Source organism: Escherichia sp. B1147, assembly GCF_001660175.1.
In the GTDB taxonomy this organism is placed as follows: Bacteria; Pseudomonadota; Gammaproteobacteria; order Enterobacterales; family Enterobacteriaceae; genus Escherichia; species Escherichia whittamii.
In genome coordinates, this window is record NZ_LFHY01000017.1 from 1 (window position 1) to 26378 (window position 26378).

General features: G+C 48.5%; 23 protein-coding genes and 1 pseudogene. 8 read left to right on the plus strand and 16 right to left on the minus strand.

Going from position 1 to position 26378, the window contains the following annotated elements; all coding sequences use genetic code 11:
- The 7 genes and pseudogenes from A9180_RS17985 to A9180_RS18010 form a co-directional block, all read right to left on the minus strand.
- A partial coding sequence (locus A9180_RS17985; RefSeq protein WP_074399634.1) for a pyridoxal-dependent decarboxylase occupies positions 1–597 on the minus strand: 597 nt, incomplete at its 3' end.
- Positions 598–1262: 665 nt separating this feature from the next.
- On the minus strand, positions 1263–2237 hold the full coding sequence (locus A9180_RS17990; RefSeq protein ID WP_149025981.1) for an alpha/beta hydrolase: 975 nt from the start codon (positions 2235–2237) through the stop codon (positions 1263–1265).
- Between the two features lies 1 nt (position 2238).
- Positions 2239–2424: pseudogene (locus A9180_RS24800) on the minus strand (cupin domain-containing protein); the annotation flags it as partial.
- A 64-nt stretch (positions 2425–2488) separates the two neighbouring features.
- The gene (locus A9180_RS17995; protein ID WP_064529941.1) at positions 2489–3946 is read right to left on the minus strand and encodes a heavy metal sensor histidine kinase; all 1458 of its coding nucleotides are present in this window, start codon (positions 3944–3946) and stop codon (positions 2489–2491) included.
- A gap of 15 nt (positions 3947–3961) precedes the next feature.
- Positions 3962–4642 (minus strand): heavy metal response regulator transcription factor, encoded by a 681-nt coding sequence (locus A9180_RS18000; protein ID WP_064529942.1) that lies wholly within the window; start codon positions 4640–4642, stop codon positions 3962–3964.
- A gap of 40 nt (positions 4643–4682) precedes the next feature.
- Positions 4683–5348 carry a hypothetical protein gene (locus A9180_RS24805; protein WP_262364633.1) on the minus strand — a complete coding sequence of 222 codons (666 nt, stop codon included), beginning with the start codon at positions 5346–5348 and terminating at the stop codon, positions 4683–4685.
- A 46-nt stretch (positions 5349–5394) separates the two neighbouring features.
- Positions 5395–6327 carry an AEC family transporter gene (locus A9180_RS18010; RefSeq protein WP_064529943.1) on the minus strand — a complete coding sequence of 311 codons (933 nt, stop codon included), beginning with the start codon at positions 6325–6327 and terminating at the stop codon, positions 5395–5397.
- A 390-nt stretch (positions 6328–6717) separates the two neighbouring features.
- Here A9180_RS18010 and A9180_RS18015 point away from each other — a divergent pair, with 390 nt between their 5' ends.
- Positions 6718–7743 (plus strand): alpha/beta hydrolase, encoded by a 1026-nt coding sequence (locus A9180_RS18015; RefSeq protein WP_410402967.1) that lies wholly within the window; start codon positions 6718–6720, stop codon positions 7741–7743.
- 368 nt (positions 7744–8111) lie between these two features.
- Here the strand turns inward: A9180_RS18015 and lsrK are convergent, their stop codons facing one another.
- Positions 8112–9704, minus strand: coding sequence for an autoinducer-2 kinase (lsrK, locus tag A9180_RS18020; protein ID WP_064529945.1), 1593 nt, complete (start codon positions 9702–9704; stop codon positions 8112–8114).
- A 78-nt stretch (positions 9705–9782) separates the two neighbouring features.
- Positions 9783–10736, minus strand: a complete 954-nt coding sequence (lsrR, locus tag A9180_RS18025; RefSeq protein ID WP_064529946.1) for a transcriptional regulator LsrR — start codon at positions 10734–10736, stop codon at positions 9783–9785.
- Between the two features lie 248 nt (positions 10737–10984).
- Here lsrR and lsrA point away from each other — a divergent pair, with 248 nt between their 5' ends.
- Genes lsrA through tam form a run of 7 tightly spaced genes read left to right on the plus strand, consistent with a single transcriptional unit; the run spans position 10985 to position 17598 of the window.
- The gene (gene lsrA, locus A9180_RS18030; RefSeq protein WP_064529947.1) at positions 10985–12520 is read left to right on the plus strand and encodes an autoinducer 2 ABC transporter ATP-binding protein LsrA; all 1536 of its coding nucleotides are present in this window, start codon (positions 10985–10987) and stop codon (positions 12518–12520) included.
- On the plus strand, positions 12514–13542 hold the full coding sequence (gene lsrC, locus A9180_RS18035) for an autoinducer 2 ABC transporter permease LsrC (protein WP_064529948.1): 1029 nt from the start codon (positions 12514–12516) through the stop codon (positions 13540–13542). Before lsrA ends, lsrC begins: the two co-directional genes overlap by 7 nt.
- Positions 13539–14528, plus strand: coding sequence for an autoinducer 2 ABC transporter permease LsrD (lsrD, locus tag A9180_RS18040; RefSeq protein WP_064529949.1), 990 nt, complete (start codon positions 13539–13541; stop codon positions 14526–14528). The genes lsrC and lsrD overlap by 4 nt, the downstream gene beginning before the upstream one ends.
- A gap of 17 nt (positions 14529–14545) precedes the next feature.
- Complete coding sequence (lsrB, locus tag A9180_RS18045) at positions 14546–15568, plus strand: autoinducer 2 ABC transporter substrate-binding protein LsrB (RefSeq protein WP_064529950.1); 1023 nt, start codon at positions 14546–14548, stop codon at positions 15566–15568.
- Between the two features lie 26 nt (positions 15569–15594).
- A complete protein-coding gene (lsrF, locus tag A9180_RS18050) occupies positions 15595–16470 on the plus strand; it encodes a 3-hydroxy-5-phosphonooxypentane-2,4-dione thiolase (RefSeq protein ID WP_000774178.1) in 876 nt (291 codons plus the stop codon).
- A gap of 22 nt (positions 16471–16492) precedes the next feature.
- Positions 16493–16783 (plus strand): (4S)-4-hydroxy-5-phosphonooxypentane-2,3-dione isomerase, encoded by a 291-nt coding sequence (gene lsrG, locus A9180_RS18055; RefSeq protein WP_064529951.1) that lies wholly within the window; start codon positions 16493–16495, stop codon positions 16781–16783.
- A gap of 56 nt (positions 16784–16839) precedes the next feature.
- Positions 16840–17598: a trans-aconitate 2-methyltransferase gene (tam, locus tag A9180_RS18060; protein ID WP_064529952.1), complete on the plus strand. Its 759-nt coding sequence runs from the start codon at positions 16840–16842 to the stop codon at positions 17596–17598.
- Between the two features lie 3 nt (positions 17599–17601).
- On the opposite strand, the gene A9180_RS18065 is transcribed toward tam, so the two are convergent.
- From A9180_RS18065 to sad, 7 genes are all read right to left on the minus strand, one after another.
- Positions 17602–18516, minus strand: a complete 915-nt coding sequence (locus tag A9180_RS18065) for a bestrophin family protein (protein ID WP_064529953.1) — start codon at positions 18514–18516, stop codon at positions 17602–17604.
- A gap of 285 nt (positions 18517–18801) precedes the next feature.
- Entirely contained in the window at positions 18802–19992 is a 1191-nt protein-coding gene (locus A9180_RS18075; RefSeq protein ID WP_064529954.1) for a hypothetical protein, read from the minus strand.
- Between the two features lie 335 nt (positions 19993–20327).
- Positions 20328–21779, minus strand: a complete 1452-nt coding sequence (gene uxaB, locus A9180_RS18080; protein WP_064529955.1) for a tagaturonate reductase — start codon at positions 21777–21779, stop codon at positions 20328–20330.
- Between the two features lie 246 nt (positions 21780–22025).
- Positions 22026–23444 carry a diguanylate cyclase gene (locus A9180_RS18085; protein ID WP_064529956.1) on the minus strand — a complete coding sequence of 473 codons (1419 nt, stop codon included), beginning with the start codon at positions 23442–23444 and terminating at the stop codon, positions 22026–22028.
- Between the two features lie 138 nt (positions 23445–23582).
- Entirely contained in the window at positions 23583–23942 is a 360-nt protein-coding gene (locus A9180_RS18090) for a DUF4186 domain-containing protein (RefSeq protein WP_064529957.1), read from the minus strand.
- The gene (gene glsB, locus A9180_RS18095; protein ID WP_064529958.1) at positions 23942–24868 is read right to left on the minus strand and encodes a glutaminase B; all 927 of its coding nucleotides are present in this window, start codon (positions 24866–24868) and stop codon (positions 23942–23944) included. Before glsB ends, A9180_RS18090 begins: the two co-directional genes overlap by 1 nt.
- 63 nt (positions 24869–24931) lie before the next feature.
- Positions 24932–26320, minus strand: coding sequence for a succinate-semialdehyde dehydrogenase (sad, locus tag A9180_RS18100; protein WP_064529959.1), 1389 nt, complete (start codon positions 26318–26320; stop codon positions 24932–24934).
- Positions 26321–26378: the final 58 nt, after the last annotated feature.

The following is a 26378-nucleotide window of genomic DNA, read 5'->3' on the forward strand; positions in this document are numbered from 1 at the left end:
GTCGCAGGCCTCAATCATGCGTTTCGGATCCATAAATAGCTGGCCGGGGCGCATAGGGATCTCACGCAGCTCAACATCCCAGTAGCGGGCAAATTTATGCCAGCAGATTTGCACCGGACCGCAGACCAGGTTTGGTTTATCGGTCGGCTTACCTGCGGCTTCCATACGCTTGCGCCAACGCCATTTCATCGCCATCCCGCCGAGCATACAGGCCTCGGAAGAACCAATGGTGTTGGTGCCAACGGCCTGGCCATTTTTCGGCGCAGGCGCATGCCACAGGTCAGCAACCATGTTTACACAGCGCAGGTCGATGGCTGCGGATTGCGGATATTCTTCTTTGTCGATCCAGTTTTTATTGATCGACAGGTCCATCAATTTATGGACATTTTCGTCGTCCCAGGTCTGGCAAAAAGTTGCCAGGTTCTGACGAGCGTTACCGTCGAGAAATAATTCATCATTGATAATTTGAAATGCGACATCATCGCGCATTTCATGCAGCGGAAAATGTTTAGACTCAGCGATGGTGGAAATAGATTTTGCACCAAAACGTGAATCAAGTAGTTCCGACCTTAAATCCGTTACTTGCTTCTTATCCATTTCAAACTCCTTAAAATGATTGGATCGCAATAAAAAAGTAGGATTTATCGATAAACTAAGCAAGCTCTAAGGTCTGAGTTTTAAATAACAAAATCCTAATTTTATTTTGTTTCTTGTAATTATTTAATCATGTTTTTATTATACAAAACAAAGAGATGCAACATGCGTTACTGATAATATCGAGGTTTTTGGTGTTATTTTAATGTGTTATTTTGCCTGCCGTGATCAGCACGTAAAAATTAGCCAGTAAAATATCATTATTAGTTAGCGGTTAATTTTTAAAACGTCTTTAAAGATTATCGGAAAAATAGATAATTACCATAACCCCTGCCAACGATGTTGATGGGGTAAGTTATTATTTTGGTAGTAATACTCCGTTATAGGTAACTGCGTGAAGGAGTTGTTGCCCTGAATGTAAATATCTTTGGAGGCCCGGGAAGATAACGTCAATACGGCGTTCGGGGAACATTTACACGCCAACTTCCGAAACTGATAAGTCTTCCTTTTAATTAATAGTGTAAAATTTAGGTATAACTCTGACAGGAGGAAATATGCGTAAATACATCACCAACAGCGAATGGGCGCTTTTTTTTAATGCTATAACGGGTACGCGCAATGAAATCCGTGATAAACTATTAAACGGTTAAGGTGATCTTCTAAAATAGCTATTGCAGATTCTTCTCTTTCAAAAACCGACTCACCAAATCAGCGATCTGCACATTATTCAGGTCGGAGAACGGAAAGTGGGTATTACCTCTGATTCCAGCCTCAGGCAGATGCGTCACCGTCACATCCCCGCCATGCATGTTAACCACGTCACGCCACTTACGCGCCATTGCCAGGCGTACTCGCCAGCTGTCCTGGGCGGGCATGGCTACAGGCTTATCCGGTATGTTATCGCCGTAAATAATCAAAATCGGGATTTTAGTCAGCGCCATAAACTGTTCCATTGGCACGGATTCCCCCTTCAGCGTGTCGAACGCACTTGGCATAGGGGCAGGGAGTTCTTTTTCCGGGAACACAAAACCGCTACCAGGCTCGAAGGCGACAATGGCTTTGACCTTGTTGTTTTTCATCGCGGTATACCAGCCTGGTCCACCACCCTGAGAGTGAGTAAAGAGAATTGCCGGGCCTGATTTATCCACTACGGCAGACATCGCATCAGAAATGACATTGACATCAAACGGCCCTGTATTTGGAGTCATCTGGCGGAAATACTGATTTAGTGCCTCTTTGTCGTGGGGAAACTGGACGCCTTTAAAATACTCTGGCCAGACGCCAACACGGAACTGGTTAAACCACATCTGCTCATCTGGTTTTGGTGTAACCGTACCTTCTACAGTGGTACGTCCGGCATCACCCCGACGCGGCTGATCGACAATATACGTGGAGAATCCGCGGCGCAGGAATATGTTCTGGAATCCTTCACGACCATCCGGCGTACTTTCCCAGGTGCGGGAAGACTGGCCTGCGCCATGCAGCATAACTATGGAATATTTATGCGGATTTTCCGGTATTTGATAGAACACCGACGCATGATCGCCATGATAAGTTTGACCTGCTGAGTCCAACGGCTTTTTCGCGTCAAATGTTCCCGGTGCGGTGATGATGGTACCCCCGGCAGAAAAACTTCCTTGCATGGATGTCGTTGTCAGCGCTGAACAGCGGATCAACCCGGACACGACCGGTAAAGTTCTCCGCCGAGCCATACACCGCCGTCTGGCTTCCGGCAGGAGCGATATGGACAGCGGAATTTTGCTCCGCAGCCCAGGATGAAGTTGTGAAGAGAGGCAGTAGTAGCCCGAGATAACGTAACTGTCTGATCATACAAAGCGTCCTTATCTACGGTGATGGGAGGGGATGCCATGATTCTAATCAGCGTGACATGTCGTCAGGCTGACGCCTCGCTGACAATTTTGTCAGTTAACGTTGCTCCAGACTCAGTGCCTGAAGGCGAATTGCCCGCCGTTTTATTCGCTTGTATCGCAAACGTGAGGCCAAATGTATTGATGCCACCTTCACTACGGGCAAAGACATCTCCCCGGTGCATAATAGCGACGGCGCGCACAATCGACAGACCCAACCCATGATGGGCATCACTTCTTGCTCGGGAGGTGTCGATGCGATAAAACCGTTCAAAAAGTCGGTGTAAGTGCTCAGGTGCTATCGGATCGCCCGGATTGGAAACTTCAACACAGGCCTGATTATCCCTTTCGCTTAACCGGACGGTAATCGCGCTATTGGAGGGGGAATGTCTTGCACTATTTTCCAGTAAATTGGCCAGTGAGCGATGGAACAGCCGCCGATCGATAAGCGCAATGACATCGCCTTCAACATCCAGCGAAAGCTGTTTTTCTGTAAAAGAAGGCTCGACATATTCTGCTGTCTTGAGGGTTTCTTCTCGCAAGGAGACTTGTTTAAGCTGAGAAGCCTGTTCTCCCGCGTGGGCATGAGACAGAAACAGCATGTCATTGACGATGGATGTCATACGTTCAAGCTCTTCCAGATTCGAGCCCAATAATTCTTCCAGTTCCTCATGAGAGCGCCGTCGTGACAGCCCCAGTTGCGTCTGGCCAATCAGGTTAGTCAGCGGCGTGCGGAGTTCATGAGCAACATCGGCATTAAAACTTTCGAGTTGCCGCCAGGCGATTTCCTGGCGCTCCAGCACGCCATTAAATGATGATGCCAGTTGCTGCAACTCCTCGGGCAAGGCTCTGTCGTCCAGTCGCTGACTATGGTCCCCAGGGACGAGATGTTGCGCCTGCTTACTGAGCATACCAACCGGACGCAGGCCAATCTTTGAAACAACGTAGCCCAGCAGGGCGACAATCGCTACGCCCAGAGCCGCAATGATCAGCAGTGTCCGCGTAAAGGCATTGAGCGTTCCCATGTACGGCGTGAAATCAATGGCGACCACATAACGTAACTCAGGTCTTTCACCGTTTGCCGGGATCGTTTTCACTAACAAAAACAGTGAACATGCGCCCTCTGATGTGCCGGGCACTTTATTAAATCCCTCCCGTAAAGAAGACCACTGAACTCCCACCGGCGGCATTCCTCCCACGCTAAAACGCGGGTTATCGCTGACAATCCAGTAGCGAACACGCTCACCTTCGGAATTGGTTAATACGGTGAATTTATTGGCAAGCGTGGACCAACCATCGGCCGAGGTTCGCGCGGTGATCCACGGACTCATCAATGATTCCCTGAACAACAGTTCGTTGTGCATCTGTTTTTGCAAGGAATCATGCAAAGAGCTTCTGAGCAGGATACCAATAACGGAAACAATCAGCAGCGCGGATAAAGCAAACATCAGCGCCAGGTGGACAGAGATGGAACGCTTGAGCATGCTTATCCCCTTTATTCACTCAGGCCGGACTTCGAGGACGTACCCCATGCCGCGAACGGTATGAAGCAACTTAACATCGAATGGGGCATCAACTTTGGCGCGTAGACGTTTTATAGCGACTTCAACCACATTGGCATCACTATCAAAATTCATGTCCCAGACTTGTTCAGCAATCATCATCTTTGACAGAATCTCTCCCTGATGCCGGGCCAGAAGGCTCAACAGGGAAAACTCTTTCGCAGTTAGTTCCAATCTCGTTCCACGGCGAAATACCCTGCGCGCCAGTAAGTCGAGATGCAGATCCTGAATGTGCAGTTGGGTGATGTCTGCGCCATCAGTAGGGCGGCGACGCACCAACGCCTGAATACGCGCCACCAATTCAATGAGAGAAAAGGGTTTAGGGAGATAATCATCCGCGCCCATACGAAGCCCTTTGACACGTTCGTCGACAGACCCCCGTGCTGACAACATCAGCACGGGGGTCTGTTTTCTGGCCCGGACGCCTTCCAGTACCTGATAACCATCCATGCCCGGTAGCATCACATCAAGAATTATCGCGTCGTAGTCTAATTCCAGTGCGTAATGAAGCCCTTCAGCACCATCGGCTGAAATATCAACGATGAACCCTGATTCTTTCAATGCACGACTGATATACGTCGAGGTTTTCTCTTCATCTTCTATAAGTAAAAGGCGCATAATATTTATCCCTCTCCATCAATGGTTTTAGGGTGCTGATTTATTTATCGAGTCCTTTATCGTGTAACCACGATGCCAGTATCCCGGCAATCTCCTGATTATTTTTTTCCGCCATCAGGAAATGAGAATTGCCTTTGATACCAATATCAGGAAGATGGACAAGGGTGGCATCTCCACCGTGACGATTGACTGTCATAACAAATTGCTTTGCCATTTCATATTCACTTCTCCATTTATCCGGGCCAACGGCAGTATCCGGTTTTTCAGCAATAAAATCGCCATAATAGATAACGATTGGGATTCGCGTGAGTTTGAGAAATTCGTTCATGGGAACACCCATCGCGGAAGCACTCAATGGTGCAAATGTGGTTTTCACCGGTACAGGCATCTCATTTTCCGGGAAGATAAATGGTGTTCCGCCTGGCTCATAAGCAACAATGGCTTTTACATTGTCGGTATAAAAGGGCGTTCTCCAGCCAATAGTACCGCCCATCGAGTGAGTGATTAAAATACCCTGACCAATTTTTTCAAATAACTGTGCAAGTGTTTTCGCATTCAGGTCATTATCAAGTTCCCCTGAATAGGGATTCCAGGAACGCTGGAATGCTTCAATACTTGCAGGATTGTCAGGGAATTGCGAATTTTTAATTAGTCCGGACAACAAGATATTACCGACCGTTTTTTTGAATAGAGTGTTATGGTTCATATATTATCTCTGATGTTTTATTATGGTTTAAAATAGCGTTCCTGGTTTATCCGATACCTGTCATCATTGCCACGAGAGGCATCGTAATAAGTGACACCAGTGTGGTTAATGTCGCACCTTTAAGAGCTAACGGATAAACTTTTTTATTTAACATCTGAGCTAATAAGGGAGTTCCTGCACCAGCTGGCGTTGCTACCGCAGCAAGCAGGACACCCAACAGTAGCCCATCGTTAATGAATAACTTCATTATTGATATAATAACAAGCGGAATGATGACCATTTTAAAAAAAGTGAATATCCATACTTTCACATCCTTAAAGGCAGATTTCCATTCGATGTCTAACAGGAATGAGCCTATCAGTAGCATTGAAACCGGGCCAGTTATTGCGCCCAGCATTTTTATTGGTTGTGCAATGATGTAAGGAATATGCACATTTGAAATATATAAAAGCAAAGCAAGAATACAGGCAACAATCCCCGGATTGATAACGTTTAACATATTTTTAAAGCTAAGAGTTTCAGCATTACCACTCTGGTCTTTCATGCAGTAATAACCATATGAAAAGAACAACAAGTTATATGGGAGTAAAAATACAGTGATATAAATCATGGCTTCGGCGCCATATAAAGAATAAATCATTGGGATTCCCATCATGGAAACATTAGTAAATGTTGTCATAACAGTAATCACACCATGGTATTCTCTTTCATAGCGTAAAATTCTTGCCAGCATACGACTGCAAATAATCAGTAAAATAAGTGTAGTGAATGCGGATGCAAGTACGATGGAAAGTCCCTTTCTGGAAATATGTGGCTGGTCAGTCGTAACCCCGGAAAGTATAATGGCTGGCATCGCAAAGTTAAAAACAAGAGATGTGAGTTGGGGCGTATTTCCCTGTGTAATAACTCCCACTTTACGTGCTATAACGCCAATGCCAATAAGAAGAAAGAAAATAATAACTTGCTCAAGTGTCGCCATATTAATATCCTTGCCATGGTATATATAATAGTTATCAACTCAGAAGCTGCGAATTTTATTTGTCGAACTGTTATAAGTGACTTATTTTATACGGGGTATATCACAGCCGCTTAAGTCAGAATGAGTATAGCAACATATTTATGTTCATTTGAGAGAGCCTGACCGATAGGGTTAATCAGTCTGATTCATAAATCAGACCCGGGAAAGCGTATTCCAACCGTCGTCAACGGAAAACACGATGAGCTGGGGTTTCCTGACAAAAATGTTATTTAGCGGTCATGATGCTGACAGCTTTTTCTCTCTACTCTGTGTCTGAACGTTCCATCTCGGTTGCCTTATGAACACGCATTTTTATCGGGAGAAACCATGAAATTGACACTTTTAAGTGCAATGCTGATGACGGCAGTCGTCGGTATCACTTCAGCAAATGCAGCAGATTACAAAAAGAACCCGTTTACTCTCGTCTATGACGGGGCTATCACCGAAAATGTCTCAGGCAAGGTCAATATCCATCCTGTGAAATATGATCTGCATGGCATTCAGATTGCAGCGAATGTGTATACACCTGCTAACTATGACCCTGCGAAAAAATATCCGGCAATAGTGGTGGCTCACCCTAATGGTGGCGTAAAAGAGCAGGTCGCCGGATTATATGCCCAACGCCTGGCTGAACACGGATATATTACCATCGCCGCCGATGCTGCTTATCAAGGGGCCAGCGGAGGGCTGCCACGTAACGTAGACAAACCTGCGAATCGTATTGAAGATATCCACGGTATGGCTGATTTCATCAGCCAGTATCCCGGTGTTGATAGCACCCGTATTGGTTTGTTGGGGATTTGCGGGGGAGGAGGGTATTCACTTGCTGCCGCCGAGACGGACAAACGATTCAAATCGATTGCAACCATTAGCATGTTTAATTCAGGACTTGTACGGCGCAATGGTATGCAGGATTCACAGCTGGATACTATTCAGCAACGGCTTCAGCAGGCTTCAGATGCACGAGCTCAGGAAGTAGCCGGTGGCGAAGTGCTTTACTCCGGTGATGCCAACCTGACTGATGAACAGATCGCTAAATTACCTTTTGCGTTATATCGCCAGGGCTACGAGTACTACTGGAAAACCCACGCACATCCAAACTCAACGTTTAAATACACCACGAGCAGTCTGTTAGACTTGATGAACTTTGACGTGACGGACCATATCAACCTGATCAATAAACCTCTGCTAATGATTGCCGGTTCAAAAGCGGATACGCTCTATATGACTAAAGATGCATTCGCTAAAGCTACCGGTACGAAGGACAAAGAACTTTTCCTGATCGATGGTGCTACCCACATTGAGACATATTGGGTGCCTGAATACGTTGACCAGGCGACGCAAAAGTTAGACGTTTTCTTCCATAAGAATATCTAGTTACCCTCCATGGGCTCCCCAGCCGTACAGGCTGGGGGATGTCCATCAGCTGTAGCTAATTAAAAAATCGAAAAAGAGCTCCAGCATCCTGGGGAATCAAGATTCTGACAGTAGGGTAGTAATTTGCTGACTCTACGAGGCGAGACGTGAGTGTAAGATCCAATTCGCAATTTAACATAATATACATTATGCGCACCAATGTTGTAGCTGCAATATCCTAATGTCCGTCTCTGACCAATCCTGACCAAATAGACATGTCTGCGCTACAGTTTCACCACAGCGATCTTTGCAGTCGCCATTGCTCGTCTGAGTCTTCAAACTCTGAAGCCTGGCAGCCACACCATAAGGATGTGGCTTTCATCATGTCACTACAATCCCGGTGCTTTCCATAACGATGTCGTCAGTCCGTGATCAACAAGCCCTAGCTGATCCTGATAAACAGCCTGCCACTTAATGCGTGAATCCTGATAAAGCTCATGCTTTTCCGGGTCTGGTGTGTGCGTTCGTTCCCAGCGCACCAGGCGTTCTCCGGTTTCTGCCATGGATGAAAAAATCCCGGCACCGACGCCAGCTGCAATGGCACACCCTAATGCGGTGGCTTCTTTGACCACCGGAATATTGACGGGTAATCCTGTGACATCAGCGAGAATTTGACTCCATAATTTCCCTTTTGAACCTCCGCCAGCAAAAACCAACGATGTGGGATGAATATTTGAAAAATCAGCAATTTGCTGCAAATTACATGCCGACACAATCGCCGCATTTTCTTCCAGTGCACGGAACAACGTCGCTTTGTTACATTTATCCGGATCAATGGACAAGTTAATAAAGGAAGGCGCAGCGTGATACCAGGTTTTAAAGCGCATTCTGTCGGAGAATATCGGCATCACGCCCCACGATCCTGGCGGTACCCGGCTGGCCATCTCTTCAAGCAGTGTGTAAGTATCGATACCTAAACGTTCGGCAATCAATTTTTCTTCGGCACAAAAGGCATCGCGGAACCAGCGCATGGTGAGTCCGGTAAAAAAGCTAATAGATTCAGCTTGTACCATGCCAGGAATAACGTGAGGATTGACGCGCACGTTCATTTCCGGATCGGTCGCTGGTGCGGCTAAGTTCACTACTTGCTGCCAGAACGTTCCGCCAAGAACAGCAGTTTGTGCCGGACGCACAACGCCTAATCCCAGGCAACCGAGTTGCACGTCCCCTCCTCCCACAACCACCGGAGTGCCAGCCTTCAGACCGCAAAGGTCCGCAGCGTCCGTGCTCACAACGCCAAGTAATGTGCCGGTTTCTTTGACAGGAGAAAGAATATCGGCCCGCAGTCCGGCCATATCCAGCAATGCAGGTTTCCAGTCACGGGTGGTTAGATCGAGAAGTCCCGTGGTGCCAGCGTTAGACGGATCTACCGCCAGTTCCCCACTTAACATATAGGCCAGCCAGTCGCTGATCATGGTAATGGTCGACGCCTGTCGGTAGATATCGGAACGATGATGCGCCAGCCAAAGTAATCTGGGAATAGCGCTTAATGCCAGCGTTTGTCCAGTCGCGCGATACACTTCGTTTTCAAAGGTATTGTTATGCAGTTCTTTAAGTTCGCTGACTTCCCGCGCCGCTCTGGCATCCACATTGGCGCAGGCCCAGATCGGTGTTCCTTCATTGTTATATAAAACAATACCTTCGCGCATCGAACATGCCGAAACGGCAGCAATGTATTCCGGCGCGATACCAGAATTATGTAACGCCTGGCGCATACATTCACACGCCAGTTGCCAGTTCTTATTCAGATCAAATTCCATTGAACCGGGAACATCAGGTACTGCCAGATGCCGCCACTCCGCCTGTCCTACTGCGATTTGATTGCCTTCCAGGTCGAAAATAACAGCCCGGATACTTCCGGTGCCTGCGTCTAGCGCCATCAGGTAATGCTTTGATTCTGAAGGGGTAAAGAGTCGAGCCATTAGATTGTCCTCGGCTTAAGCGTTCTGTCTGTTCCTCTATACGTTCTCCATCGTTCCCGGTAATAAGGTCATGCAAAATTAACCACGCAAAATTGCAGCAGCAGTATCCTGGTCGGTAACCAGTGCGTTGACGTAACCGCCCTTCATCGCAGCGGCGATCGCTTCGGCTTTGTTTTCTCCCCCTGCCACACCTACTCTAATTGGAATGGTTGTCATCGCGGTTAAAGGTAAGCCAATCAGTTCGTTATGTATTCTGACATCCGTGACAACGTCACCTTTTGCGTCAAAAAAGTAACCTAAAATATCGCCAATGGCCCCTTTTCGGCCAATCATTAACTGTTCACCCTGGCTGATATAACCGGAGCGAATAATAGTCGCATCCTCTTTTTGATTCACGGCGCCAATACCGACAATTGCCACATCCGCAGCTTGCGCGGCTAACAGGACATCTTTGACGCAGTTTTCATTTTTCAGCGTTCGGGCAATTTCAGCCGAAGATGCCCGTAATGGCGCCGGAATTATGTTAACGCTGCACGCTGCGTTAAGTTGCCCGATGCCTGTCATATAAGAGCCGACGCCACCGGAGAGTGTTACCAGGCGAATTTGCTGTGACGAAATAAAACCACTTAAGCGTTGCAGCGTGTTCATCGTTGCCTCGCCAAAGCCAATCGCCAGCATTTGCTGTGGCTGGAGCAATCCCATCAACATATGGGCTGCGCCAATTCCTAAGCGCCCGCCGACATCAGCATCTGCGAGTCCAGGGATCACCCGGACATGCTGTAATGAAAACTGGTGACGTAATTGCGTTTCATATTCCAGACAGCCTTCAAAGCGAGAATTAATCTGCACGCGAATAATGCCGGACTGATGCCCTTTCTCCAGCAACCGCGACACTTTCAAACGCGTTAGCCCGAGGCGATCGCTGATCTCGCTCTGAGTTAGCCCGTCGTGATAGTAAAACCACGCTATCCGCGCGACCTGTTCTTCTTCACACATTCCCTGTTCTGAAATTGCCGAATCATTGATTGTCATAATTCATTCTTCACTTTGAACATATTTAAATCTTTAATGCAATTGTTCAGTTATTGCGCGCTTATATCTGTGATAGCCACCACAGTTTAGTCAAACAGTTATTAACAAACGCAACCATAAAAATCAAATTAGCATAAATTGTGATCCATTCGTCGGAATTATGCGCAATAGCCACCTAAGGTTATGAACAAATTAAAAGCAAAAATACATTTGTTCAAACTCACCTGCAGAACTGAACGGGGGAAAATATGCAAACGAGTGATATCTGCGCGTTACCGCTACTTTGCGCCCGCTCGGTTTATAAACAGTATTCCGGCGTTAATGTCCTGAAAGGCATCGATTTTACGTTGCATCAAGGTGAGGTCCACGCCCTGCTCGGCGGTAACGGCGCGGGTAAATCGACGCTAATGAAAATCATCGCCGGTATTACGCCCGCTGATAGCGGCACGCTGGAGATTGGTGGCAATAGCTACGCCAGATTAACGCCTGTACATGCTCACCAACTGGGGATTTATCTCGTTCCCCAGGAACCGTTGCTCTTTCCCAGTCTGTCGATAAAAGAAAACATTCTGTTTGGTCTGGCAAAAAAACAGATCTCCATGCAAAAGATGAATAACTTGCTGGCGGCACTGGGCTGCCAGTTTGATCTCCATAGTCTGGCGGGCTCACTGGATGTTGCCGACCGCCAAATGGTGGAAATATTGCGCGGTCTGATGCGCGACTCGCAAATTCTTATTCTCGATGAACCTACAGCGTCGCTTACCCCTGCGGAAACCGAACGCTTGTTTAGCCGCTTGCGGGAACTGCTCGCCACTGGCGTGGGTATTGTTTTTATCTCACATAAATTGCCGGAAATTCGCCAGATTGCCGATCGTATTAGCGTGATGCGCGACGGAATTATCGCGTTAAGTGGCAAAACTAACGAGCTGTCTACCGACGACATCATTCAGGCCATCACGCCAGCAACGCGGGAAAAATCCCTCTCAGCCAGTCAAAAGTTATGGCTGGAGTTACCCGGTAATCGCCCACAACATGCAGCCGGAACATCGGTACTGGTACTCGAAAATCTGACTGGCGAAGGTTTTATGAATGTCAGTTTTACGCTCAATGCCGGAGAAATTCTTGGCCTGGCTGAACTAGTAGGTGCCGGGCGTACGGAACTGGCGGAAACGTTATATGGTCTGCGGCCTTTGCGTGGTGGGCGCATCATGCTGAATGAAAAAGAGGTCAATAAATTATCCACCGGAGAACGTTTGCATCACGGTCTGGTTTATCTACCAGAAGATCGCCAGTCCTCAGGACTGAATCTCGATGCTTCGCTGGTGTGGAACGTCTGCGCCCTCACCCATAATCAACGCGGATTCTGGGCAAAAACCGCGAAAGATAACGCCACGCTGGAACGATATCGTCGGGCGCTGAACATTAAATTTAACCAACCGGAACAAGCTGCACGGACATTATCCGGTGGCAATCAGCAAAAAATCCTGATTGCCAAATGTCTGGAGGCCTCACCGCAAGTATTGATTGTTGATGAACCGACGCGCGGCGTCGACGTCTCGGCGCGTAATGATATCTACCAGCTGCTGCGCAGTATCGCCGCACAAAATGTGGCGGTGCTACTTATTTCCTCCGATCTGGAAGAGATCGAACTGATGGCTGACCGCGTGTATGTGATGCATCAGGGTGAAATTGCCCACTCTGCGCTGACCGGGCGCGATATTAATGTCGATACCATTATGCGCGTCGCCTTCGGTGATAGTCAGCGCAAGGAGGCTGCATGCTGAAACTTATCCAGAATAACCGAGAGATAACGGCGCTGCTGGCGGTTGTGCTGCTGTTTGTATTACCCGGTTTTCTAGACCGTCAGTATTTAAGTTTGCAAACGCTGACTATGGTTTATAGCAGCGCGCAAATTCTGATCCTGCTGGCAATGGGCGCGACGCTGGTGATGCTGACGCGCAATATTGATGTTTCAGTGGGTTCGATTACCGGAATGTGCGCGGTGCTGTTGGGGATGTTACTGAACGCGGGGTATTCACTGCCTGTTGCTTGTGTCGCGACGTTACTGCTCGGCTTGCTTGCGGGATTTTTCAACGGTGTACTGGTCGCTTGGCTAAAGATCCCGGCCATTGTCGCCACGCTCGGCACATTAGGATTGTACAGGGGCATTATGTTGCTCTGGACCGGCGGTAAATGGATTGAAGGGTTACCCGCCGAACTGAAACAGCTCTCCGTCCCGCTGCTGTTTGGCGTTTCGGCTATTGGTTGGTTGACACTAATTCTGGTGGCATTTATGGCCTGGCTGTTGGCAAAGACGGCGTTTGGACGCAGTTTTTATGCCACGGGTGATAATTTGCAGGGGGCTCGTCAACTGGGCGTTCGTACGGAAGCCATTCGTGTTGTGGCGTTTTCGTTGAATGGCTGCATGGCGGCACTGGCGGGAATTGTGTTTGCTTCGCAGATTGGTTTTATCCCTAATCAGACCGGCACCGGGCTGGAGATGAAAGCTATTGCCGCCTGCGTGCTTGGCGGCATTAGTTTGCTCGGCGGTTCCGGCGCGATCATCGGCGCAGTACTCGGTGCCTGGTTCCTGACGCAGATCGATAGCGTACTGGTGCTGTTGCGAATTCCTGCATGGTGGAATGATTTCATCGCTGGCCTGGTTCTGCTGGCAGTGCTGGTGTTTGATGGACGCCTGCGTTGCGCGCTGGAACGTAATCTACGGCGGCAAAAATATGCCCGTTTTATGACGCCACCGCCAGTCGTTAAACCCGCGTCGTCAGGTAAAAAACGGGAGGCCACATGACGCATATCCGTTATGGTTGGGAGCTGGCACTCGCTGCGCTATTAGTCATTGAGATTGTCGCTTTTGGCGTAATTAACCCGCGGATGTTAGATCTCAACGTGTTGCTGTTCAGTACCAGTGATTTTATCTGCATTGGCATTGTCGCCCTGCCACTCACGATGGTGATTGTCAGTGGCGGGATCGATATTTCGTTTGGTTCAACCATCGGCCTGTGTGCCATCGCATTGGGTGTGTTATTTCAAGGCGGTGTGCCGATTCCGTTGGCGATTATCCTGACGTTACTGCTTGGCGCATTGTGTGGGCTGATTAACGCCGGATTAATCATCTATACCAAAGTCAACCCGCTGGTGATTACGCTTGGCACGCTGTATCTGTTTGCCGGAAGCGCCCTGCTGCTTTCCGGGATGGCGGGGGCGACGGGGTACGAAGGTATTGGCGGATTCCCGATGGCGTTTACTGATTTCGCTAACCTCACCGTGCTGGGCATCCCCATTCCACTGATTATCTTTCTGATATGTCTCATCGTTTTCTGGCTGTGGCTGCATAAAACCCATGCCGGACGTAATGTGTTTTTGATTGGACAAAGCCCACGCGTGGCGCTTTATAGCGCAATTCCAGTTAACCGTACCTTATGCGCGCTCTATGCCATGACGGGTCTGGCGTCTGCGGTCGCCGCCGTGCTGCTGGTTTCGTATTTTGGTTCTGCGCGTTCCGATCTCGGTGCGTCGTTTCTGATGCCCGCCATCACTGCCGTGGTGCTTGGTGGTGCCAATATTTATGGTGGTTCCGGTTCGATTATCGGCACCGCCATTGCGGTTTTATTAGTGGGATATTTGCAACAAGGTTTGCAAATGGCAGGAGTGCCAAATCAGGTGTCCAGCGCCCTTTCCGGTGCGCTGCTTATCGTCGTTGTCGTTGGTCGTTCCGTTAGCCTGCATCGCCAGCAAATTAAAGAGTGGCTGGCGCGCCGGGCCAATAATCCATAGCCATAAAGGATATCTTCATGACACTTCATCGCCTTAAGAAAATCGCCTTACTTAGCGCCCTTGGCATTGCGGCAATCTCTATAAATGCGCAGGCCGCAGAGCGTATTGCTTTTATTCCCAAACTGGTTGGTGTGGGATTTTTTACCAGTGGCGGTAATGGTGCCCAACAAGCCGGTAAAGAACTGGGTGTTGATGTGACCTACGACGGGCCGACAGAACCCAGTGTTTCTGGTCAGGTGCAGTTGATCAATAACTTCGTCAACCAGGGGTATAACGCCATTATTGTTTCTGCCGTTTCGCCAGATGGTTTATGCCCGGCACTGAAACGTGCCATGCAGCGTGGAGTGAAAGTACTAACCTGGGATTCGGACACCAAACCGGAGTGCCGTTCTTACTACATTAACCAGGGAACGCCAGCGCAGTTGGGTGGCATGTTGGTTGATATGGCGGCGCGCCAGGTGAATAAAGACAAAGCCAAAATTGCGTTTTTCTACTCCAGTCCCACCGTTACTGACCAAAACCAGTGGGTGAAAGAAGCGAAAGCGAAAATCGCCAAAGAGCATCCAGGCTGGGAAATCGTCACTACGCAGTTTGGCTATAACGATGCCACCAAGTCATTACAAACCGCCGAAGGGATATTAAAAGCCTATAGCGATCTCGACGCCATCATTGCCCCCGATGCCAACGCCCTGCCCGCCGCCGCGCAAGCCGCTGAAAACCTGAAAAATGACAAAGTTGCAATTGTGGGATTTAGCACGCCAAACGTAATGCGCCCGTATGTAGAACGCGGCACGGTGAAAGAATTTGGCCTGTGGGATGTGGTGCAGCAAGGCAAAATTTCGGTATATGTCGCGGATGTATTATTGAAAAAAGGTGCAATGAAAACTGGCGACAAGCTGGATATTCAGGGCGTAGGTCAAGTGGAAGTCTCGCCAAATAGCGTTCAGGGCTATGACTACGAAGCGGATGGTAATGGCATTGTACTGTTACCGGAGCGCGTGGTTTTCAATAAAGAGAATATCGGCAAATACGATTTCTGATGTGCATTACTTAACCGGAGTAAGTTATGGCAGATTTAGATGACATTAAAGATGGTAAAGATTTTCGCACCGACCAACCGCAACAAAATATCCCTTTTACCCTCAAAGGTTGCGGTGCGCTGGACTGGGGAATGCAGTCACGCTTATCGCGGATATTTAATCCGAAAACGGGTAAAACCGTGATGCTGGCCTTTGATCATGGTTATTTTCAGGGGCCGACTACCGGACTTGAACGTATCGATATTAATATCGCCCCGCTGTTTGAACATGCCGATGTATTGATGTGTACACGCGGTATTTTGCGCAGCGTAGTACCTCCGGCGACCAATAAACCGGTGGTGCTACGGGCGTCAGGTGCAAACTCTATTCTGGCGGAATTAAGCAATGAGGCGGTGGCATTATCGATGGATGACGCCGTACGGCTGAACAGTTGCGCAGTGGCGGCGCAGGTTTATATCGGCAGCGAATATGAACATCAGTCGATCAAAAATATTATTCAACTGGTCGATGCTGGAATGAAAGTGGGAATGCCGACCATGGCTGTGACTGGCGTGGGTAAAGATATGGTGCGCGATCAGCGTTATTTCTCTCTCGCGACCCGAATCGCCGCTGAAATGGGGGCGCAGATTATTAAAACCTATTATGTCGATAAAGGTTTTGAACGGATTGTTGCTGGATGTCCGGTGCCGATTGTTATTGCTGGCGGCAAAAAATTACCGGAGCGTGAGGCGCTGGAAATGTGCTGGCAGGCTATCGATCAGGGCGCATCTGGCGTGGATATGGGACGCAATATTTTCCAGTCTGACCATCCGGTGGCAATGATGAAAGCCGTACAGGCGGTGGTTCACCATAACGAAACGGCTGATCGGGCATATGAACTCTATCTGAGTGAAAAACAGTAACTGCGGATTAAGGAGAAGAATTATGCACGTCACACTGGTTGAAATTAACGTTCATGAAGACAAGGTTGACGAGTTCATCGAAGTCTTTCGCCAGAATCATCTGGGCTCGGTACAGGAAGAAGGCAATTTGCGCTTCGATGTCTTACAGGACCCGGAAGTAAATTCGCGCTTTTATATCTACGAAGCCTATAAAGATGAAGATGCAGTGGCGTTCCATAAAACTACGCCCCACTACAAAACCTGTGTCGAGAAACTTGAACCGCTAATGACCGGGCCGCGTAAAAAACGCGTGTTCAATGGATTGATGCCGTGAGGCGAATTCATCAGATTTATCTACACTTGGGGTAACGCGCTGACGAGAGTATAAAAATGTCTGACTGGAACCCCTCTTTATATCTGCACTTCGCTGCTGAACGCTCGCGTCCGGCGGTGGAGTTGCTTGCCAGAGTTCCGCTGGAGAACGCCGAATATGTTGCCGATCTGGGCTGCGGGCCTGGTAACAGCACCGCCCTTTTGCATCATCGTTGGCCTGCGGCGAAGATAACTGGCATCGATTCGTCCCCGGCGATGATTGCCGAAGCGCGCAGTGCTCTTCCGGAATGTCAATTTATGGAAGCAGACATCCGTAACTGGCAACCGGAACAGGCGCTCGATCTGATATTCGCTAATGCTTCGCTGCAATGGCTGCCCGACCACTACGAGCTGTTCCCTCATTTGGTTTCGTTACTTAAACTGCATGGCGTGTTGGCGGTACAGATGCCAGATAACTGGCTGGAGCCGACCCATGTGTTAATGCGCGAAGTCGCCTGGGAGCAAAACTATCCGGATCGCGGGCGTGAACCGCTGGCAGGTGTTCATGCTTATTACGATATACTGAGCGAAGCCGGATGCGAGGTTGATATCTGGAGAACCACTTATTATCACCAGATGCCGTCGCATCAGGCGATTATTGACTGGGTGACCGCCACCGGATTACGCCCGTGGTTGCAGGATCTGACCGAGAGCGAACAGCAGCATTTTCTTACTCGCTACTATCAGATGCTGGAAGAGCAGTATCCACTCCAGGAGAACGGGCAGATACTGCTGGCATTTCCACGACTGTTTATTGTTGCCCGGCGTATAGAGTAATTGTTACGTCAGTTGGTAATGGCGATCGGGAAGAATTTTCGCTGGAATTTCTGCTTCATCGTTCATCTGTAACAGGTCAATTTCAATGGCGTTGCAGATGGCATCCAGTGGTAAATCGTTATTTTCTGTACCGAACGGATCTTCCAGTTCTTCCGCGAGACAATCCAGCGAAATAAAGGTGTAGGAAATCAGCACAGAGATAAAAGGCGTCATGTAATGCAGGTCCACGACCAGCGCGAACGGCAGCATGATACAAAACAGATAAACGGTACGATGCAAAATCAGTGTGTAGGCAAAGGGAATTGGCGTATAGGCAATACGCTCGCAGCCTGCCAGAACCGCTGAAATATCATTAAGCCGCTCGTTGAGGCTAATAAACAGAATGTCCGAAAGCTGTCCATTGCGTCGCTGAACCGCCAACCACTCCCCCATTATCAACAAAATACGGTTAGCTGGAGAGTTAGAAGCCAGTACACGCTGAAGATCTTCGGCATTGAGATAATGCGCCAGCACCTCTGCCTGTGGCTGTTTACGTAACGTCATCCGTAAACAATGGGCGAAGGCGATTTGAAGTTGGGCAAACTCCTTTACGCTTGCTGAGTCTGGCAAAGTCGTTTTTACCTCACGCAATAATGACCGTGAAGCAATCATCAACTGCCCCCAAAGTTTGCGTGCTTCAACATAACGGGCATACCCCGCGTTATTACGAAAGCCCAAAAAGATGGCGATGGCGACACCCAGAATGCTGAACGGCGCGAGAGTGAATTTGATGCCCAAATGCGTGTACCAGGGCAGCATGAAAATAACGGCGATAGAAAAGAGAAAATTGAGTAGTAAGCGTGAGGATATCTTGGATAATACTGAACCGTGCCAGACAAAAATACGGCGCAGCCAGTGTTGTTGTGGACGAACAATCATGGTTATCTTCAGGCGTGGAAAAGTCGCCCTATTAAACGTGATTGCGATCACGTTCTCAAGCATCAATTCACAAATAGCCTACAAAGCTACAACGTTTACAGGTTTGACATTTGGCACCTGGTTATGAAAAAAGCACATAGGATGTTGTAACTAATGCGTCTCGGTAAAAAACGATCGAACACGGGTTCAGAGATTACGCCGTTATTGGCTAAGTGTACTTTGTTCATGCCGGATGCGGCGTAAACGCCTTATCCGGCCAACCAATGGCCCTGCTAACTATAAGCGCTAATCCGGGTAGTCGTTTTTGGTTACGGTGGTACCCGACTTATCTGCGACAAACAAAAACTCGGTTATACCGCCAGGAAAATTTTGCTTAATCTTTAACACCTGGCTGCCGTCCCAGGTATATTCAACAGAGTCCGTGTCCCCCAGTTTTTCTATTACAAAATCCTCACCCGGCTTCAATGTGGGTACCAGATTTTCACTGTTATAGCGCTTATACGTTTCTTCAAGGGACATTGCGGGATAAAAACAGCGTGTTTGTGAGTGATATTCATCACTGTTTTGTGGCACAGATTCACACTTCTCAATTACAGATTTAGCGGCTGTAGCCCCATCAACACGGGAATAGATAACCATCTTATCTTCATAGAAAAAGGCCAGTTTGTTACCCAAATAAATAAACTCGGGTTTGTCTATAATGCACTCGCCCGACGATGACTTCGTTGCCAGCAGTGTCAGTTCTTCCGGCATTTGTATTCCCGCAGGGGTAAAAAGTGCGGTATAGAACTCAACAGATTTAGCGCTATGGTAATAATTAATCGGTTTCTGAAAATAGGGGCTGAAAGAGAGACGACAGTCATCACTGAATCTTACTTCATTGCCCATAACTGAGATGGGTTTATCACCAAATGTTTGTTTATAAAACGATTCGGGATGCCCGGACTCCCCGTTGACAATCCCTGCAGTCACCGATTCATACTTCCAGGATGATCTATCCAGTTTTTGAATCAGGGCATCAACACGTGGGTTTCTCTTCACCAGTCGCTGCCACTGATTCTCATCCCCATCAAACATCTTGCCCTTAACATAAAAGCCGTCGCTTTGTTTTTTCATCTCAAACTGGGGGGCTGAATAAATACATTCCTCATGCTCATCGCGATGGGTAAACAGTAACGTTGCGCCCGTATCCTGCACGACATAGTCCCCCCGACACGAATATGGAGCATGCCATGTTGTGATATCGATATTCGCCGTTGACGATACAGGATCGATTTTGATGTCCCAGGTGCGTGAAACTGTGCTGCCATCATTAAGCGTCTCCCCTTCCAGCCTCAACGTGTAGCGCCCTTCCCATTGCGGGTTGATAGAAGCAGTTTTCGGGAGTTGCGATAGAGGCTCACGCGCAGTGGCGAAAGAAGAAAAACATGGCGAGCCAAGAAGGCAGACAACACATAACAGGCGACTAAAATCCATTTATTACTCCCACTTATTCCTTGTTAATTTTTTGAGGGCCGATAAATCATGAGCCCTCTGACAAGCGGGAATTCTAATTAAAATAGATCTGTTTTCACAGAATGAAGCAGTCTGAATTTTGGTTTTGCCCTTACAGGTTGGATAAGCGTAGCACCATCTGGCAAAAAACCACATGACTTCAGGAAGTTTGCCCCCATAAGAAGCCCTTCGTTTTCAGATCGACAGCTCTTCCGTATCGCTCGGTCCGGTTGGTGATTTATGATGTTTGCTGATTCATCAAATCGCGCAACCGGACTGAGTTCTCTTTAAATGATTCTACTTTTTTGCGTAGCTATTTAGCACAACGGACGTACAGCTTCGCGCATGCCTTTTTCCAGAATGGAATCCAGGTCATTGGCAACCTGCTCTACCAGACCAGGCACTTGCGTCAGGTTCTGCTCCCAGTGATCTTTTTCTGCCAGCACAATAGCGACCAGCTCCTGGGTGTCGATGATACGCTCACGATGCTGGCTCCAGAGTTGCTGATAACGCTCCAGCCAGTGAGCATCATCCTGTACCGGATACGTTTCACCGTTACGCTCACCGCGATAGAACGCAATCAACGCCGCCAGGGCAAAAGTGAGGCGCGCCGGAAGTTTGCCGGTCGCCTTCTGACCTGCCAACAACTGCGGCAGAATTCGGGTACGGAACTTGGTCATACCGTTGAGCGCGATGGAAAGCAACTGATGTTTGATATACGGGTTACGGAAACGCCCGGTTACCGCACTGGCGAAAGATTCCAGTTCGTCACGCGGCAAATCCAGTACTGGAATAATCTCTTCATAGATAGCTTTTTCAACGAATGCGCAGATTTCTGCATCATTCATCGCTTCGCCTACAGTATCCAGCCCTGCCTGGAACGCCACTGGCACTAACGCCGTATGCGCACCGTTGAGGATTGCAACCTTACGCTCTTTGTATGGCTTAATATCATCGACAATCAATACATTGAGCGGATATTTGTCCAGACGTAGTTCTGATGCTAAAGATTTCGGCCCCTGAATCACAAACAGGTAAAAGTGTTCAGCGGTATCGAGGAAACCATCGTGATAACCGAGTTCTTCTTCCAGCTTCGCCACTTCATCACGCGGATAACCGGTAACGATACGGTCCACCAGCGTAGAACAGAAGCTGTTAGCCTGATCCAGCCATTGAATAAACGCCTCTGGTAGCGCCCACTCTTGTGCGTAGCGCAGAACCAGTTCACGCAGCGCATCGCCGTTATAGTCGATCAGTTCACACGGGATGATGATCCAACCTTTATCCAGCGCACCGTTGAACTGGCTAAAACGTTCGAACAACAGGCGAGTCAGTTTTGCGGGATAGCTTACCGCTGGCGCATCATCAAATTTGTCGCCCGCATGGTAGCTGATGCCTGCTTCGGTGGTGTTAGAGAAAACAAAGCGCATTTCCGGATTGTGCGCCAGCTTCAGGAATTCATCGTATTCACTGTAGACGCTGATTTCACGGTTTACAGAACGAATCAGACGCGCATCGCTTACCGCTTCGCCCTTCTCATTCAGGCCACGAATAATGGTGGTATACAAACCATCCTGAGTGCTCAGTGACGGCGGGAATGAAGTTTCAATCGGACGAACAATGACCACGCCAGAATTCAGATCGGTGTGTTCATTCAGGAGATCAATTTGCCAGTCAACAAAGGCGCGCAGGAAGTTACCTTCACCAAACTGAATGATACGTTCTGGATACTGTGCACCGGGAAAATCGCGACGATTTAGTGTTTTCACAATGGGTTCCCTTTTGATTAGTCATACAACCTGTTTGAATTGGTACGACAGGTTAGCAAACTTTGAAATGCTGAACCCCTGTTTTGATCAACTCGCGGTGAACAATTCACAGTTTTTGGCGAAAAATGTGCTGCTGGTCAAGGTTCCGAAAAGTTAAAGCTTTTAATCATGCGTCACGGTAAGAATGTGGCATGACAAAATTGGTAGAATAAATCAGATGCCACCCCACAAAATATTACAAACCTGTCAGACAACTTCTTCGCCATAATGCATAGTGCTGGTACGATTTCGCCCATCTTTTTTCGAGCGATAAAGGCAAGTATCGGCTTCTACCATTAGTTTGTTGAAATCATCTATTAACGTATGAAATGTTGCACTCCCACTTCCGACACCGATACTAACCGTCAAATAAAGCGTTTTTTGTTGCCAGATAAACGGTTGTATTTCTACGCCTTTACGGATTTTTTCCGCCATCAGTAGACCATCAACAGGATTCACTGAAGGTACTGCAACAGCAAATTCTTCACCGCCCATCCGCGCCACCAGCCCCTTATCACCAACTATCTTCTGTATATGCCGGGCAAACACACTTAGAACTTTATCACCACATTCATGGCCATAGTTGTCGTTTATGCATTTGAAATAGTCGATATCAAGCAGCATCACCGTCAGATGTTGTGTCTGTTGTAGTGACGGATTTTTTAACGCTTCAAAAAGACCTGAGCGCGAGTAAACCTGGGTGAGAAAATCAAAATCGGCACGCTGAGAAACTTGTTTAACCAGCGAATTAATTGCCGCCACGCTAAAGGAAACCATGATCGGGCAAATTGCCATGGTAGCAATCCCCAGACGAGCGGAGAACATTTGTGGGATAGAGAACGGCGAACCGACGGCGATATCTATCACCGAATTTGCCACCAGCACGATTTCCACCGCTCCAGTCAAAAAGGTCAGCAAACACGTTACCTGCGGCGTATAGCGTACCGCACACCAGATCAATGCAGGCAGTGGGAACGCCAGACTCCCCGCCCCACCAATCACCACAGAGGCAATGACCGATACAATGAGCGCAATAAACGGCATCATCTGCTCTGCTTTAAAGCGCGGCAATACCCCAGGAATTGCCAGCGTCAGCATACAAGGAACAATTAACACACCTGTTGAGAATTGTTCACTAAACCAGTCAGCAAGCAAAGGCCAGAAATCCAGACTATCAATACTGACCGAACCAATCGCACCGACGATGGCACATAATAAAGCGGCAATCAGGCAGTAATTAAATAACCGTAGTGCACTTACTGGCTCATACTTATTTTTCCCCAGACGCTTATCCCGCATAACCAGTAAGGCGACAGTTATGATAAACATCATATTGGATAAATTGATAACCAGTGAAACCAGCCCCCATTCGGTGGTCATGGCGTCATAAACCAGCATTGCCACGTAACAGATGGCATAGTAATGCAGACGATTAAGCCAGACGTAGCGGGCAAATATCCCTGCCATCACGCCATTCAGCGGCCAGAAAAGAGAAAGTTCGTGAACCAGGCGTAGCTCTGCACCTATAAAATAGAACAGCGTCGTTAGCGCAAAAATTGCAATGCTATTACGTAGTAGATGACCATCCTGGAACAAACGGAAAGTGGATATGGAGTGTACATGCATTAATTATCTGTCCATACAATTGCGAGTGGCAATTATCTCAACGCAATAAGTAAATTCTCATAAAGGATAGCATGTTCACTGACAGCGGCGACAAAGAAAGATATCAATCAGATGATCTTTTGGCTTTTACCATCATTCTCATGGCTGATTCATCTGAATAACCAGCCAGTGGTAGATAACCGTCACAATATAACGTTGTTGTTCCTCACTTAACGAAACACCCTGCGGAATGTTGTGCCACTTAGCCAGACAGCCGCGACAACATGTTGCTGTAGCATGCTGGGCAATAAACACCGGATGCCCGCGCATGGGAGTTTGCTTGCCATCGTTCGCTGGTAAGGCCGGGGCAAGACGTTTAGCGACAAAATCCGCCGCATGTTGTTCGATAACCGGCGCGCCCTTCTCCAGACAATACTGACGCTCTTTCACGCCTAAACGAAAGAGGGATCGAAATTTTGAACGAGATAAACGCGCGAAGAGTGGTTCAAGAGACTGCATTAGTAAACCGAGCGCCCTAATTGTTTCGTCAATTGTTCAAGTACTGCAATACCGGCAAGAGAGTTACCTGCGTCATCCAGTTCCGGACTCCAGACTGCAATGGCCATTTCATGCGGAACGATCGCCACAATACCGCCACCAACACCAGATTTCGCCGGAAGTCCCACCCGCCAGGCAAACTCGCCTGCGTTCTGGTACATACCGCTGGTTGCCATCAGCGCGTTAATTTGTCGCGCCTGCATTGGTGTCACCACGGGCTCATCGATATGAATAGCCTTCCCCTGGTTCGCCAGAAAGACAAACGTTCTGGCCAGCTCAACGCAGCTCATTTTTAGTGCACAGTAGTGAAAGTAGTTTTGCAGTACTGTTGTCACATCATGATGGAAATTGCCAAATGACTTCATCAGCCAGGCTATCGCCGCATTTCTCGCAGAATGTTCAAATTCGGAACGTGCTACCACCGTATCGTAGGCAATATCAGACACGCCGCTTAGTCCACGCACCACTTCCAGCATACGTTGCCGTGGGGCGCTTAATCGCCCTTGCAGCATATCGCAGACCACCAGCGCACCTGCATTAATAAACGGATTACGCGGAATTCCCTGTTCCATTTCCAGTTGCACTAAGGAATTGAATGGCGATCCCGATGGATCTTTGCCGACACGTTGCCAAATCTCCTCTTCGGAGTAATGACGCATTGCAACAACGAGACTGAGCACTTTGGAAATAGACTGAATTGAAAAACGCTCTTGCGCGTCTCCGGCCTGAAACAGCTGTCCGTCAACGGTACAGATAGCAATGCCCAGTCGGGAACCCTCTACCGTTGCCAGTGCCGGAATATAATCCGCGACTTTGCCCTGACCAATTAGCGGCCGTACTTGCCGCAAGATGTTTTCTAAAATTGCATTATCCATGGCGACTGCCACTCTCTGCTCCTTGCTCGCAGGTCTGAAAAGACCTGCGAGTATAACAGAGCTAAATATGTGACGTCAGATCCGGTCTTTCCATACTGTCTGGATATTACAGAACTCATGTAACCCGAAATGAGAAAGTTCACGACCAAAGCCGCTCTTCTTCACACCGCCAAACGCTACCCGCGCATCGCTGGCGCTGAAACCATTGATAAATACCCCACCACATTCCAGACGTGCAGCCAATTGTTTCGCCAGCACTTCATCAGAGGTAAAAATGGTTGCAGAAAGTCCAAACTCGCTGTCATTAGCCAGTTTAAGCGCATGTTCAGCATCTTTCGCAATGGTGATTGCCGCGACGGGTCCAAACAATTCTTCACGAAACGCGGTCATTTCTGGCGTGACGTCTGCCAGGACCGTTGCCGGATAGTAGTTACCTGCGCCAGCTACCTTTTCCCCACCCAGTAACAGACGGGCGCCCTGTGCCAGTGTTTTTTCAACCTGATGATGTAACTCATCACGCAAATCGAAACGAGCCATCGGTCCGAGGTCGTTCTCTTCGTCACGGGGATCGCCCATTTTCAATGCTGCCACAGCCGCTACAAAACGTTCGGTAAATGCAGAGGCAATGCCCTCTTCGATGATAAAGCGTTTTGCCGCCGCACAAACCTGCCCGGTATTCTGATAACGTCCGGCAACCGCGGCTTTCACGGCCAGCTCCAGATCGGCATCGTTAAGCACAATAAACGGATCCGAACCGCCCAGTTCCAGTACGCATTTTTTCAGTGCCGCTCCAGCCTGTGCGCCAATGGCTTCGCCCGCCCGGACACTTCCGGTGACTGTGACCGCAGCAATGCGCGGGTCTTTAATCATCCGACTTACTCCGTCATTGTCGGCATTCAGCCAGCCATATACACCTTGTGGGATACCTGCATCGTTAAAGACCTGGGCAATTAACTGTGCACAGCCCAACACATTTGGCGCATGCTTAAGTAAGTAACCATTGCCAGCCAGGATAATGGGAACAGCTCCTCGCATCACCTGCCATAACGGAAAGTTCCACGGCATAATCGCCAGAATCGTCCCCATAGGACGATATTCAATAACCGCTTGCTGATTTTCTACCTGCGTCGGTTCGCTCTTCAGCATTGCCGGGCCATGCTCTGCATACCAGTCGCACAAGTTTGCCGATTTCGCCACTTCAGCACGCGCCTGTTTGATCGGCTTCCCCATTTCACGAGTGATCATTTGCGCCATCTCTTCGCTACGGGCGCGCAAAGCCTTACCGATATCACGCAATTTTTCTGCGCGATAATCTACGTTTGTGACGCGCCAGTCGCGAAAGCCTGCCGCCGCGAGCCGAAGTGCGTTTTCAATATCGTCAGCACCAGCCCAGGGCTGCGCAGAAAGTTGTTCGCCATTGGCTGGATTTATTGAAATGGCATGGGTAAGCGGAGTAGTGGTCATCCGGGTATCTCCTTCATGAGTTATGGCGTAAAGATACGCAGATTTACTCTTTCGTGAA

Coding starts and splice junctions, on each gene's coding strand:
- lsrR (WP_064529946.1), bottom strand. CDS start 10,736: ATGACAATCAATGATTCGGCAATTTCAGAACAGGGAATGTGTGAAGAA.
- A9180_RS18090 (WP_064529957.1), bottom strand. CDS start 23,942: ATGCAGTCTCTTGAACCACTCTTCGCGCGTTTATCTCGTTCAAAATTT.
- A9180_RS18010 (WP_064529943.1), bottom strand. CDS start 6,327: ATGGCGACACTTGAGCAAGTTATTATTTTCTTTCTTCTTATTGGCATT.
- sad (WP_064529959.1), bottom strand. CDS start 26,320: ATGACCACTACTCCGCTTACCCATGCCATTTCAATAAATCCAGCCAAT.
- A9180_RS18000 (WP_064529942.1), bottom strand. CDS start 4,642: ATGCGCCTTTTACTTATAGAAGATGAAGAGAAAACCTCGACGTATATC.
- lsrD (WP_064529949.1), top strand. CDS start 13,539: ATGACGCATATCCGTTATGGTTGGGAGCTGGCACTCGCTGCGCTATTA.
- lsrF (WP_000774178.1), top strand. CDS start 15,595: ATGGCAGATTTAGATGACATTAAAGATGGTAAAGATTTTCGCACCGAC.
- A9180_RS17995 (WP_064529941.1), bottom strand. CDS start 3,946: ATGCTCAAGCGTTCCATCTCTGTCCACCTGGCGCTGATGTTTGCTTTA.
- lsrB (WP_064529950.1), top strand. CDS start 14,546: ATGACACTTCATCGCCTTAAGAAAATCGCCTTACTTAGCGCCCTTGGC.
- A9180_RS24805 (WP_262364633.1), bottom strand. CDS start 5,348: ATGAACCATAACACTCTATTCAAAAAAACGGTCGGTAATATCTTGTTG.
- lsrC (WP_064529948.1), top strand. CDS start 12,514: ATGCTGAAACTTATCCAGAATAACCGAGAGATAACGGCGCTGCTGGCG.
- A9180_RS18015 (WP_410402967.1), top strand. CDS start 6,718: ATGCTGATGACGGCAGTCGTCGGTATCACTTCAGCAAATGCAGCAGAT.
- A9180_RS17990 (WP_149025981.1), bottom strand. CDS start 2,237: ATGCAAGGAAGTTTTTCTGCCGGGGGTACCATCATCACCGCACCGGGA.
- A9180_RS18065 (WP_064529953.1), bottom strand. CDS start 18,516: ATGATTGTTCGTCCACAACAACACTGGCTGCGCCGTATTTTTGTCTGG.
- A9180_RS18085 (WP_064529956.1), bottom strand. CDS start 23,444: ATGCATGTACACTCCATATCCACTTTCCGTTTGTTCCAGGATGGTCAT.
- lsrG (WP_064529951.1), top strand. CDS start 16,493: ATGCACGTCACACTGGTTGAAATTAACGTTCATGAAGACAAGGTTGAC.
- tam (WP_064529952.1), top strand. CDS start 16,840: ATGTCTGACTGGAACCCCTCTTTATATCTGCACTTCGCTGCTGAACGC.
- A9180_RS18075 (WP_064529954.1), bottom strand. CDS start 19,992: ATGGATTTTAGTCGCCTGTTATGTGTTGTCTGCCTTCTTGGCTCGCCA.
- lsrK (WP_064529945.1), bottom strand. CDS start 9,704: ATGGCTCGACTCTTTACCCCTTCAGAATCAAAGCATTACCTGATGGCG.
- lsrA (WP_064529947.1), top strand. CDS start 10,985: ATGCAAACGAGTGATATCTGCGCGTTACCGCTACTTTGCGCCCGCTCG.